Source organism: Micromonospora sp. NPDC049139 (assembly GCF_055586845.1).
This window is the reverse complement of record NZ_JBVJHK010000019.1, coordinates 101,950-114,264: the sequence shown is the minus strand read 5'-3', so window position 1 is coordinate 114,264 and position 12,315 is coordinate 101,950. Positions and strand designations below refer to the sequence as shown.

The following is a 12,315-nucleotide window of genomic DNA, read 5'->3' as shown; positions in this document are numbered from 1 at the left end:
CAGATGTACGAGGGTGCCATCCAGGACCTGATCGACGAGCTGGGGCGGCTGCCGGGCGTCGGCCCGAAGAGCGCGCAGCGGATCGCCTTCCACGTCCTGTCGGCCGACCCGGCCGACGTCAACCGGCTGGCCGGCGCGCTGCGCAAGGTCAAGGAGCTGGTGCGGTTCTGCACCAGTTGCTACAACGTGGCCGAGTCCGACCAGTGCCGGATCTGCCGCGACCCGCGCCGCACCGACGAGGTGCTCTGCGTGGTCGAGGAGCCGAAGGACGTGGTCGCGATCGAGCGGACCGGTGAGTTCCGGGGCCGCTACCACGTGCTCGGCGGGGCGATCAACCCGCTGGAGGGGATCGGGCCCGACAACCTGCGCATCCGCGAGCTGATGACCCGCCTGGGCGGGGGCACGGTGCGGGAGCTGATCCTGGCCACGGACCCGAACACCGAGGGCGAGGCCACCGCCACCTACCTGGCGTTGATGGTCAAGCCGATGGGCATCGCGGTGACCCGGCTGGCGAGCGGCCTGCCGGTCGGCGGCGACCTGGAGTACGCCGACGAGATCACCCTCGGCCGGGCCTTCGAGGGGCGCCGCGCCGTCTGATCCGCCGATCGTGGCCGGCACCGGATCCCGGTGCCGGCCACTGTCGTACGCGCTCGGACATCCACTGTGGGCTCTGACATGTGGACGAAGCGCGCGTCGATAGATGTAACAAATTTGCATCGGTCAACCTGGACATTTCGCCCCTTTGATGGCGGTCCGGCGCTGCCTCCGGGGCGGGACGCCTCGGTTAAGACACGATCCGGTACCAACCGCTTCGACGAAGGTTTCCCGGCGGTCCGAACGAAGGCTAAGGTCACGCCCATCGGTGACCCCTGTCACCACGTTGTCCGTACCCCCAAGGAGAAGCACCATGCGTGCATCCAGGCCGAAGGTCGCTATCGCGGCCGTCGCGGTCGCGGCCCTCGCGGTAGCAGGCTGCGCCGAGAGCGACCGCGGTGACAGTTCCGGCGGTAGCAAGAAGGACACCCTCGTCTTCGGCGTCGCCGGAGACCCGAAGGTGCTCGACCCGAGCTTCGCCAGCGACGGTGAGTCGCTGCGCGTCGCACGCAGCATCTTCGAGACGCTGGTCACGCCGGAGGAGGGGGGCACGAAGATCACCCCCGGTCTGGCCGAGTCCTGGACTCCGGACGCCGCCGGCACGACGTGGACCTTCAAGCTGCGTTCCGGCGTGAAGTTCCACGACGGCACCGACTTCAACGCCGAGGCGGTCTGCAAGAACTTCGACCGCTGGTACAACGCCAAGGGCCTCATGCAGAGCCCGGACGTGACGGCGTACTGGCAGGACGTCATGGGCGGCTTCGCCAAGAACGAGGACGCGGAGCTGCCGCCGAGCCTCTTCAAGTCCTGCACCGTCAAGGACGCCACCACTGTGGACCTGGCCTTCACCCGGGTCTCCAGCAAGATCCCGGCCGCGCTGATGCTGCCGTCGTTCTCCATCCACAGCCCGACGGCGCTGGAGAAGTACGACGCGAGCAACGTGGGCGGCACCGCCGATGACATCAAGTACCCGTCCTACGCGATGGAGCACCCGACCGGCACCGGCCCGTTCAAGTTCAAGTCCTGGGACGTCGCCAACAAGACGCTGACCATCGAGCGCAACGACGACTACGCCGGCGCCAAGGCCAAGCTGAAGACCATCATCTTCAAGACCATCTCGGACGAGAACGCGCGCAAGCAGGCGCTGCGCTCCGGCGACATCCAGGGCTACGACCTGGTCGGCCCGGCCGACGTCGAGCCGCTCAAGGGCGAGGGCTTCAACGTCCTGACCCGCCCGGCGTTCAACATCCTCTACCTGGCCATCAACCAGAAGGGGAACCCGAAGCTCGCCGACATCAAGGTCCGGCAGGCCATCGCGCACGCCCTGAACCGGCAGGCGCTGGTCGACTCGAAGCTGCCCCCGGGCGCCAAGGTCGCCGAGAACTTCATGCCGGACACCGTCGAGGGCTGGAACGGCGACGTCGCCAAGTACGACTACAACCCGGAGAAGGCCAAGCAGTTGCTGGCCGAGGCGGGCGCGACGAACCTGACCCTGCGGTTCCATTACCCGACCGAGGTCACCCGCCCGTACATGCCGAACCCGAAGGACATCTTCGAGCTGCTCTCGGCGGACCTCAAGGCGGTCGGCATCAACGTCCAGGGCATCCCGCTCAAGTGGAGCCCGGACTACCTCAACGCCACCACCTCCGGCAGCAAGCACGACATCCACTTCCTCGGCTGGACCGGTGACTACGGCGACGGCTACAACTTCATCGGCACCATGTTCGACCGGCCGAAGGACGAGTGGGGCTTCACCAACAAGGCCCTGTTCGACCAGTTCCAGGACGCCGACACCACCGCCGACCAGGCGGCTCGGGTGGAGAAGTACAAGGCCCTCAACAAGGCCATCATGGAGTTCCTGCCCGGCGTCCCGGTGTCGCACTCGCCGCCGGCGATCGTCTTCGGCAAGGACGTGACCGGGGTCAAGGCCAGCCCGCTCACCGACGAGCGGCTTGAAACGGCCGAGTTCAAGTCCTGACCTGACGCTCCGACCGCGGGCGGGCGCTGCTTCGACAGCGTCCGCCCGCGGCCCTCCGTACCCCCTTCGAGGCCGCCGTGTTCCGGTTCATCGTCAGACGCCTGCTACAGCTGATACCCACGCTGTTCGGGCTCTCCCTCCTGCTCTTCATCTGGCTCCGTCGACTGCCCGGCGGCCCCGAGACCGCCATCCTCGGCGAGCGCGGAACGCCCGAGATGCGTGCCGCGATCCGGCGCAACATGGGCCTCGACGAGCCGATCCTGGTGCAGTACGGCCGTTTCGTGCGGCGGCTGCTCCGCCTCGACCTCGGCACCTCGACCTCCACCAAGCGCGCGGTCACCACGGAGTTCCTGGAGCGTTTCCCGGGCACCGTCGAGCTGACCGTCATGGCGCTGGTGATCGCGATCGGGCTCGGCATTCCGCTCGGCTACCTGGCTGCCCGCCGTCGCGGCCGGATGCTCGACCACCTCTCGGTCGGCGGCTCGCTGATCGGCATCTGCATCCCCGTCTTCTTCCTGGCCTACGTGCTGAAGGCGATCTTCTCGGAGAACCTCGGCTGGTTCCCGTCCAGCGGCCGGCAGGACCCGACGCTCGGCGCCACCCGGATCACCAACTTCTTCGTCCTCGACGGCCTGATGACGCGGGAGTGGGACGCCGCCGCCGACGCGATCTGGCACCTCGTGCTGCCGGGCGTCGCGCTGGCCAGCATCCCGCTCGCGATCATCGTCCGGATCACCCGGGCCAGCGTGCTGGAGGTGCTCAACGAGGACTTCGTCCGCACCGCCGAGGCGAAGGGCCTCACCGAGTCGACCGTCCGCCGCCGGCACGTGCTGCGCAACGCGATGCTGCCGGTGGTCACCTCGATCGGCCTGCTCACCGGCGGCCTGCTCTCCGGCGCGGTGCTGACCGAGACCGTCTTCGCCTTCAGCGGCATCGGGGCGTTCATCTACGAGGCCATCGGCCAGCGGGACTACCCGGTGCTGATGGGCTTCATCATGATCATCGCGGTGGTGTACGTGCTGGTGAACCTCCTGGTCGACCTCTCCTACAGCCTGATCGACCCGAGGGTGAGGGTCCGATGACGATCACCACCGGCAAGAAGAAGGAAAAGATCGACCGGCTCTCCGAGCTGGCCGCCCGGGACGACGAGCGCGGCGTCAGCCTCTGGCAGGAGGCGTTCCGTCGGCTGCGGCGCAACCCCGCGGCGATCATCGGCGCGGTCATCCTGGTGCTCTTCGTCCTGGTTGCGGTCGTCGGGCCGTTCTTCGTCCCGTACGGGCCGACCGACGCGATCGGCATCCGCGAGGGCGTGGTCAAGTCGGGCCAGGGCCTCATCCCCGGCTCCTCCGGCGACCACTGGCTCGGCTACGACCACCAGGGCCGCGACGTGTTCAGCCGGATGATCGTCGGCGCCCGGCAGACCCTGCTCGTCGGCGTGGTCTCCACGCTGATCGGTCTGGCGGTCGGTGCCCTGATCGGTGGGGTCGCCGGCGCGGCGGCCGGGCTGGGCGGCCGGTGGGGCCGGGCCGTCGACACCGCGCTCATGCGGGTCATCGACATGATGCTGGCGCTGCCCAGCCTCCTGCTGGCGGTGAGCATCGCCGCCCTGCTCGGGGCGAGCCTGATCACCGTGATGATCGCGGTCGGCGTGGTCTCCGTGCCGGTCTTCGCCCGGCTGCTGCGCGGCTCGATGATCTCCCAGGCCAACAGCGACTACGTGCTGGCGGCCACCTCGCTGGGCGTGAAGAAGTCGAAGATCGCGATCACCCACGTGGTGCCGAACTCGCTCGCCCCGGTGATCGTGCAGGCCACGCTGACCCTGGCCACCGCGATCATCGAGGCCGCCGCGCTCTCCTTCCTCGGCCTCGGCAACCCCGACACGGCCGTGCCGGAGTGGGGCGTGATGCTCGCCGACGCGCAGCCGTACCTGGGCATCCGGCCGGGGCTGGCGATCTACCCGGCGGTCGCGATCATCATCACCGCGCTCGGCTTCACCCTGCTCGGTGAGGCGATGCGCGAGGCCCTCGACCCGAAGCTGCGGAAGTAGGTGCTCATGTGTGAAGCGCGAGGAGTGAGCTTGCGAGCCCCGCAGTCGCGAACGGAAGGTCGGCTGTGTGAAGCGCGAGGAGTGAGCTTGCGAGCCCCGCAGTCGCGAACGGTACGTCGGCTGTGTGAAGAGTTGCGAGCCCCGCAGTCGCGGACGGAGGGTCGGTAATGTCCCTGCTCGAAGTGGACGACCTCGCCGTCACCTTCGCCCGGCGCGGTCAGCGCACCGTGCACGCCGTGGACGGTGTCTCGTTCTCCGTCGACGCCGGCGAGGTGGTCGGCCTGGTCGGTGAGTCCGGCTGTGGCAAGAGCGTGACCTCGCTGGCGATCATGGGCCTGCTGCCCAAGCAGCCGGGCCTGCGCGTCGGCGGCAAGGCGGTCTTCGACGGCACCGACCTGCTCCAGCTCGACGACCGGTCCCGGCGGGACATCCGCGGCCGGGACGTCGCGATGATCTTCCAGGACCCGCTGTCCTCCCTGAACCCGGTCATCCCGATCGGGTTGCAGGTGACCGAGGTGCTCGCGCGGCACCGGGGAATGAAGGGCGCGGCGGCCGAGAAGGAGGCGGCGACGCTGCTGGACCGGGTCGGCATCCCCGACCCGAAGCGGCGGTTGAAGGAATACCCGCACCAGCTCTCCGGCGGCATGCGGCAGCGCGCCCTCATCGCGATGGCGGTGGCCTGCAAGCCCCGGCTGCTGATCGCCGACGAGCCGACCACGGCGCTGGACGTCACCATCCAGGCGCAGATCCTGGAGCTGCTCAAGGAGTTGGTCCGCGACTCCGGCACCGCGCTCGTCATGATCACGCACGACCTGGGCGTGGTGGCCGGCATGTGCGACACCATCAACGTGCTCTACGCCGGCAGGGTGGTGGAGACGGCCCGCCGTCGTCCGCTGTTCCGCGAGCCCCGGCACCCGTACACCGTGGGGTTGCTCGGCTCGGTGCCCCGCCTGGACGCCGGGCGCGGGGAGCGACTGAACCCGATCCCCGGCTCGGTCCGCGACGTGCTGCCCTGGCCGGACGGCTGCGCCTTCGCGCCGCGTTGCGCCCGGCGGGTCGACGAGTGCGTGGGGGAGCCGCCCGCGCTGGTGCACGCCCACGACGGGCGCAGCTACCGTTGCGTCAACCCGGCGCCGCTGCCCGGCACCGTGCCCCCGCGGGCCGCCACCACCCGGGCGGCGGAAGCACCGGCGGTGGACGCTCCGGCGGCGGAGGCGACCGCGGGCCCGGTGCCCGCCCCGCGCGAGGAGGAGAAGCCGTGACCGAGAGCGACATCCTCGTCGAGGTCCGCGACCTGAAGGTGCACTTCCCGATCCGGCGGGGAGTGATCCTCGACCGGACGGTCGGGCACGTGAAGGCGGTCGACGGGGTCGACCTGCGCATCGCGCGCGGCCGGACGTACGGCCTGGTGGGCGAGTCCGGGTGCGGCAAGTCGACGCTCGGCCGGGCGCTGCTCCAGCTCACCCCGCCCACCGGCGGCGAGGTCGCCTTCGACGGCGTCGAACTGACGAAGCTGCCGGCGGGCAAGCTGCGGGCGATGCGCCGCCGGATGCAGATGATCTTCCAGGATCCGATGTCGAGCCTGGACCCCCGGCAGAACGTCGAGTCGATCCTCACCGAGGGGTTGCAGACCCACGGCATCGGCGGCAACCGCGACGAGCGGCGGCGGATCATCAGCGAGACGCTGGACAAGGTCGGCCTGCCCCGCTGGGCGCTCTCCCGCTACCCGCACGAGTTCTCGGGCGGCCAGCGGCAGCGCATCGGCATCGCCCGGGCGCTGGTGCTCGGGCCCGACCTGATCGTCGCCGACGAGCCGGTCTCCGCGCTCGACGTGTCGATCCAGGCCCAGGTGGTGAACCTGCTCGACGAGCTCCAGGACAGCCTCGGCCTGACCTACCTGGTGATCGCGCACGACCTCGCCGTGGTGCGGCACATCTCCGACACGGTCGGCGTGATGTACCTCGGCGCGCTGGTCGAGGAGGCGCCGAGCGACCGGCTCTACACGGAGCCGCTGCACCCCTACACGCGGGCGCTGATGTCGGCGGTGCCGGTGCCGGACCCGGACGTGGAGGACCGGCGGGAGCGCATCCTGCTCGCCGGCGACCTGCCCTCGCCGGCCAACCCGCCGGCGGGCTGCCGGTTCCACACCCGCTGCCCGTGGGCGCAGCCGACCCGCTGCGCCGACGAGCGGCCGGTGCTGCGGGAGATCGGCGGGAGCCGGGTCGCCTGCCACTTCGCGGAGCGGATCGCCAGCGGCGAGCTGCGCCCGCACAAGGTCAGCGTGCAGATCACCCGCCCGATGGGCGAGGGCGAGGAGCCGCACGCCGTCTCCGCCCCCAGCGAGCCCGGCTCGTACGTCTGACCTGCGGCGGACGCGGTCCCGCCGAGGGGCCGCGTCCGGCCGGTGGTCAGCCCTCGGGGCGGTGCAGCAGGGCGACGGCGATGCCGTGCACCGCGTCCAACCCGGCCGGATCAGCCAGCGCGACCCTGCCACCGGTGACCGTGTACCACTCGTCGGCGTCCTTGTACTGCACCGACAGCGTGACCTGGCCGTCGGCGTAGCCGGTGCGCAGGGTCAGCTCGCCGGTGACCACGCCGACCTCGTCGGTCATCACCCCGCCCGGGCCGGGCACGAGGTCGGCGGTGCGTTCCTGGGCGGCGGCCGACGCGCCGCCGGCGTCGGCGGCCATGCCCGCCCCCGGCACCGCGGTCTGCGTGGCGGCCGTCCCGTCCGCCGTCATGCCGGCCGTGGTCGGCCCCGCGGGCGCGCTGCCGGCGGCCGCGGCCGCGTCCTCCCCGCCGGAGTCCGGCATCCGCTCGGGAGCGGGGGTCGCCCCGGCCCCGGTCACGGCTTGTTCGCCCATGTGCAGCCCTCCAGCATGTCGGTCAGGGCGGCCTTCTCGGCGGTGGTCACCGTGAGCCGCCAGTGGTGCTTGACCGTCACCCAGTTCTCGGCGTACTGGCACCAGAACGACCGGTTCGCCGGTTTCCACTGGGACGGGTCCTGATCACCCTTTGCCCGGTTGGAGTTCTTGGAAACCGCGATGAGCTGCGGTCGGTCCATGTCGTTGGCGAAGTCGCCGCGCTTGGCGTCGTCCCACTCGTCGGCGCCGGAGCGCCACGCGTTCGCCAGCGGCACCATGTGGTCGATGTCCACGTCGGACGGATTGGTCAGGGCGCGGTCGTCGTACACGCTCTCCCACCGGCCGCCGACCACGTTGCAGCCGGAGAGCTCGATGTCCTCCCCGTCGCGCTTCAGCACGCTGTCCCGCACGTCGCAGTTCTTGCCGGTGTCCCGCCAGTGCGGGAAACGCTCCCGGCTGTAGCCCTTCATCGACCCCGCGCCGGCGACGCTGAGCTGGGCCAGCTTCTGCGCGGCGTTGCCGCCGCTGCTGCTGCTCGGCGGGGTGTCCGGCTCGTCGACGGGGACGCAGCCGGCCGCGCCGAGCGCCAGCGCCGCGGCCAGCGCGGCCGTCACCGCGACGCGCGGTCCTGATCTGGTACGCACAGACGACACCTCTCCAGCTTGCGGGCTCCCGGCGATCCCGCACAGTACCCGGGCATGGTTTCGGCGTTTCGTGGCGTCTCTCATATGGTGCGGGGAAGATTGGAGGCGATGACCGACTCTCCGCCCGCGCTCCGGCTGGGCACCGCCCACGGTCGGGGCACCCTGCTCGCCGCCGTCCTCGCCTCCGGCATGGTCTTTCTGGACGCCACGGTGGTCAATGTGGCGCTGCCCCGGCTCGGCGCGGAACTCGAGGCCACCGTCGCCGGTCTCCAGTGGACGGTCAATGGATACCTGTTGATGCTCGCCGCCTTCGTCCTGCTCGGCGGCGCGCTCGGCGACCGCTTCGGCCGGCGGCGGGTATTCCTGCTCGGGGTGGTCTGGTTCACCGCCGCCTCGCTGCTCTGCGGCCTGGCCCAGGGCACGGAGTGGCTGATCGCGGCCCGCTTCCTCCAGGGCGCCGGCGGCGCGCTGCTGACCCCGGGTTCGCTGTCGGTGCTCCAGGCCAGCTTCCACCCCGACGACCGGGGGCGGGCGATCGGCGCCTGGTCGGGGCTGTCCGGCGTCTCCACCGCGCTCGGCCCGTTCATCGGCGGCTGGCTGATCGACGCGCTCTCCTGGCGGTGGATCTTCTTCCTCAACCTGCCGTTGGCCGTGCTGGTGGTGCTCGCCGCGCTGCGCTGGGTGCCGGAGAGCCGGGACGAGGCCACCTCCCGTACCCGGGCGGCCGGCCGGCGCCGCCGCTTCGACGTGGCCGGCGCGCTGCTCGGCGCGCTCGCCCTGGCCGGCATCACGTACGCGCTGATCGACGCCCCGGCGCGCGGCTTCGACTCGGCGCCGGTGCTGGTCGCGGCGCTGCTCGGGGTGGCCGGCGCGGTGGCCTTCGTGCTCGTCGAGCGGCGCCGGGGCGACACCGCGATGCTGCCCACCGGGCTGTTCAGCAGCCAACTCTTCTCCGTGCTGAACGTCTTCACCGTGCTGGTCTACGCGGCGCTCGGCGGCTTCACCTTCTTCCTCGCCGTCTACCTGCAGAACGTGGTCGGCTGGTCGGCGCTGCTCACCGGGGTCGCGTTGCTGCCGATGACGGTGCTGCTGCTGGTCGGCTCGGCGCGGGCAGGCGCGCTGTCGGCGCGGATCGGTCCCCGGCTGCCGCTGACCGTCGGGCCGGTGGTCGCCGCCGCCGGGCTGGTGCTGCTGCGGGGCGTCGGCCCGGACGCGTCGTACTGGCGGGACGTGCTGCCCGGGGTGGGGCTCTTCGGGGTCGGGCTGACGCTGGTGGTGGCGCCGCTGACCGCGTCGGTGCTGGCGGCGGTCGACGACCGGTTCGCCGGCGTGGCGAGCGGCTTCAACAACGCCGCGTCCCGGGCCGGCGGCCTGCTGGCGGTGGCCGCGCTCCCGCTGCTGGTCGGGCTCTCCGGCACCGGCTACGAGCAGGCGGGCGAGCTGACCGGCGCCTACCGGGACGCGATGCTCTGGTGCGCCGGCCTGCTGCTGGCCGGCGCGGCGTTGGCCGCCCTGCTCATCCACCGCCCGCGGCGTTAGGAAGGGCCCCCTGCTATGCACCAGGCGTTAACAGGGTGCCCTTCCTTACACCTCAGGCGCGGGCGCGGTTGACGGCGCTCGTCACGGCCTTGATCGAGGCGGTGACGATGTTGGCGTCGGTGCCTACGCCCCAGACCGTACGACCGTCGACCTCGCACTCCACGTACGCGGCGGCCTGCGCGTCCCCGCCGGAGGAGAGCGCGTGCTCGTGGTAGTCGAGCACTCGCACCGCCACGCCCACCGACTGGAGCGCGTTGACGTACGCGTCGATCGGGCCGTTGCCGACCGCGGTCAGCGAGTGGGCCTCGCCGCCCAGGCCGACGCGGGCCTCGATCTCGACCTTGCCCTCGGGGGTGCCGATGGCGTAGCCGTCCAGGGTGAGCGCCGGGTCGGCCTGGTGGTCGAGCAGGTAGTGCCCCGCGAAGATCTCCCACATCGTGCCCGGGTCGACCTCGCCGCCGTCGTGGTCGGTGACCTGCTGGACCACGCCGGAGAACTCGATCTGGAGCCGGCGCGGCAGGTCGAGCTGGTGCTCGCTCTTCATGATGTACGCGACGCCGCCCTTGCCGGACTGCGAGTTGACCCGGATGACCGCCTCGTAGGTGCGGCCCAGGTCCTTCGGGTCGACCGGCAGGTAGGGCACCGCCCAGGTGAAGTTGTCGACGGGCACCCCGGCCGCCGCCGCGTCCGCGGTCAGGGCGTCGAAGCCCTTCTTGATCGCGTCCTGGTGGGAGCCGGAGAAGGCGGTGTAGACCAGGTCGCCCGCGTACGGGTGGCGCTCGTGCACCGGGAGCTGGTTGCAGTACTCGACGGCCCGCTTCACCTCGTCGATGTGCGAGAAGTCGATCATCGGGTCGATGCCCTGGGAGAACAGGTTCAGGCCCAGCGTCACCAGGTCGACGTTGCCGGTGCGCTCGCCGTTGCCGAACAGGCAGCCCTCGACCCGGTCCGCGCCGGCCAGCAGGCCCAGCTCGGCGGCGGCCACGCCGGTGCCCCGGTCGTTGTGCGGGTGCAGGCTCAGCACCAGGCTGTCCCGCCGGGGCAGGTGCCGGTGCATCCACTCGATCGAGTCGGCGTAGACGTTCGGCATCGCCATCTCGACGGTGGCGGGCAGGTTGACGATCAGCTTCCGGTCCGGCGTCGGGTCGACCACCTCGATGACCTTGGCGCAGACCTCCAGCGCGTACTCCAGCTCCGTGCCGGTGTACGACTCCGGCGAGTACTCGTAGTGGATGTCGGTGTCCGGGGTGTGGATCTCCGCGTACTTCTGGCAGAGCCGCGCGCCCTGGGTGGCGATGTCCGCGATGCCGTCGCGGTCCAGCCCGAAGACCACCCGGCGCTGGAGCGTGGAGGTCGAGTTGTAGAAGTGCACGATCGCGCGCCGCGCGCCGCGCAGCGACTCGAAGGTGCGGTCGATCAGGTGCTCCCGGCACTGGGTGAGCACCTGGATGGTGACGTCGGACGGGATCAGGTCCTGCTCGATCAACTGCCGGACGAAGTCGTAGTCGGTCTGGCTGGCCGAGGGGAAGCCGACCTCGATCTCCTTGTAGCCCATCTGCACCAGGAGCTGGAACATCCGCCGCTTGCGCTCCGGCGACATCGGGTCGATGAGCGCCTGGTTGCCGTCGCGCAGGTCCACCGCGCACCAGCGCGGCGCGGTCTCGACGTGTCGGGTCGGCCAGGTGCGGTCCGGCAGGTCGATGCGGAACTGCTGCTGGTAGGGCTGGTAGCGGTGGTACGGCATCCCGCTGGGGCGCTGCCGGGCGAACGGATCGGTCTCCGCGTCGGTGACGGGTTGAGCCATGACGAAGTGCTCCCCTTGAACATGTGGCGTCAGCAATCGGAAGGTGTCGGCCAGGTGCCGGGGCGACGGTGCCCGGGCGGTGCCGATGGGAAGTTCGGATGTGCTGGACGGCGCGGTTCGACTCCGCGACGAGGTGCCGGCCTTCAGGCCTCGTCGCGGCGACCAAGGAGGAGGTACGCCCGCCACATGACCAGGTAACCCTACGTGGTGGGACGAGTCGCGGGAAGGACGGTCCGGACTATGAGACGTACTTCGCATTCCCGCTGGTCAGCACGATCTCGGCCAGGGGGAGGCGGCGACGCAGGCCGGTCTCCGATCCGAGCAGGTCGGCGGGCAGGCTGAGCGGGTCGCCGAGCTGCCCGACGGCCACCACCACGTGCGGCCGTACGCCGTCCGGCAGGTCGAGGTCGGCGGCCAGGCCGGCGCGGTCCAGGCCGCGCAGCTGGCGCACGTGCAGGCCGAGCGCCGTGGCCTGCACGGTGAGGTGGGCGATGGCCTGACCCAGGTCGTAGAGGTGCCCGGCGGCCCCGGTCAGGTGGGTGCCCAGCAGCAGGGCGGAGGCGCGCTGGGCCCACCGCTGGTCCGGCTCCGGCAGGTTCACCAGGATCCGCTTGAACGTCTCGTCGTCGCGGTGCCCGAGGACGAACCGCCACGGCTGGACGTTGCCGGCCGAGGGCGCCCAGCGGGCCGCCTCGATCAGCGCCGACGCGTGGTCGGCGGCCAGCTCCGCCGTCGGGTCGAAGGACCGGGGGCTCCAGCGGAACGCGAGCAGCGGGGTGAGGTCGACCATGCGACGAGTGTCCCGTACGGGCGGTTCGGAAGCTAAGGGTGGTATGTCCGAATGT

General features: G+C 71.1%; 11 protein-coding genes. 7 read left to right on the top strand and 4 right to left on the bottom strand.

Annotated features, from left to right (window positions below; all coding sequences use genetic code 11):
* Positions 1–3: 3 nt before the first annotated feature.
* The 6 genes from recR (at position 4) to ACZ6Q9_RS27055 (ending at position 6,981) form a co-directional block, all read left to right on the top strand.
* Positions 4–597, top strand: coding sequence for a recombination mediator RecR (recR, locus tag ACZ6Q9_RS27080; RefSeq protein ID WP_396830087.1), 594 nt, complete (start codon positions 4–6; stop codon positions 595–597).
* A gap of 310 nt (positions 598–907) precedes the next feature.
* Positions 908–2,572: an ABC transporter substrate-binding protein gene (locus ACZ6Q9_RS27075; protein ID WP_393268514.1), complete on the top strand. Its 1,665-nt coding sequence runs from the start codon at positions 908–910 to the stop codon at positions 2,570–2,572.
* Between the two features lie 77 nt (positions 2,573–2,649).
* Positions 2,650–3,654, top strand: a complete 1,005-nt coding sequence (locus ACZ6Q9_RS27070) for an ABC transporter permease (protein ID WP_396830088.1) — start codon at positions 2,650–2,652, stop codon at positions 3,652–3,654.
* Positions 3,651–4,619: an ABC transporter permease gene (locus ACZ6Q9_RS27065; RefSeq protein ID WP_396830089.1), complete on the top strand. Its 969-nt coding sequence runs from the start codon at positions 3,651–3,653 to the stop codon at positions 4,617–4,619. The genes ACZ6Q9_RS27070 and ACZ6Q9_RS27065 overlap by 4 nt, the downstream gene beginning before the upstream one ends.
* Positions 4,620–4,786: 167 nt before the next feature.
* A complete protein-coding gene (locus ACZ6Q9_RS27060) occupies positions 4,787–5,881 on the top strand; it encodes an ABC transporter ATP-binding protein (protein ID WP_396830090.1) in 1,095 nt (364 codons plus the stop codon).
* Complete coding sequence (locus tag ACZ6Q9_RS27055; protein ID WP_393457878.1) at positions 5,878–6,981, top strand: ABC transporter ATP-binding protein; 1,104 nt, start codon at positions 5,878–5,880, stop codon at positions 6,979–6,981. Before ACZ6Q9_RS27060 ends, ACZ6Q9_RS27055 begins: the two co-directional genes overlap by 4 nt.
* Before the next feature lie 46 nt (positions 6,982–7,027).
* Here ACZ6Q9_RS27055 and ACZ6Q9_RS27050 read toward each other — a convergent pair whose 3' ends face one another.
* Positions 7,028–7,483: a hypothetical protein gene (locus tag ACZ6Q9_RS27050; RefSeq protein WP_396830091.1), complete on the bottom strand. Its 456-nt coding sequence runs from the start codon at positions 7,481–7,483 to the stop codon at positions 7,028–7,030.
* Entirely contained in the window at positions 7,465–8,127 is a 663-nt protein-coding gene (locus ACZ6Q9_RS27045; protein ID WP_396830092.1) for an HNH endonuclease family protein, read from the bottom strand. The genes ACZ6Q9_RS27050 and ACZ6Q9_RS27045 overlap by 19 nt, the downstream gene beginning before the upstream one ends.
* 108 nt (positions 8,128–8,235) lie before the next feature.
* On the opposite strand from ACZ6Q9_RS27045, the gene ACZ6Q9_RS27040 reads away from it, so the two are divergent.
* On the top strand, positions 8,236–9,666 hold the full coding sequence (locus ACZ6Q9_RS27040) for an MFS transporter (protein ID WP_393268498.1): 1,431 nt from the start codon (positions 8,236–8,238) through the stop codon (positions 9,664–9,666).
* A 52-nt stretch (positions 9,667–9,718) separates the two neighbouring features.
* On the opposite strand, the gene leuA is transcribed toward ACZ6Q9_RS27040, so the two are convergent.
* Together leuA and ACZ6Q9_RS27030 are read right to left on the bottom strand one after the other, a co-directional pair.
* Entirely contained in the window at positions 9,719–11,470 is a 1,752-nt protein-coding gene (leuA, locus tag ACZ6Q9_RS27035; RefSeq protein ID WP_393268496.1) for a 2-isopropylmalate synthase, read from the bottom strand.
* 238 nt (positions 11,471–11,708) lie between these two features.
* Positions 11,709–12,260, bottom strand: coding sequence for a nitroreductase family protein (locus ACZ6Q9_RS27030; RefSeq protein WP_393268493.1), 552 nt, complete (start codon positions 12,258–12,260; stop codon positions 11,709–11,711).
* Positions 12,261–12,315 lie beyond the last annotated feature (55 nt).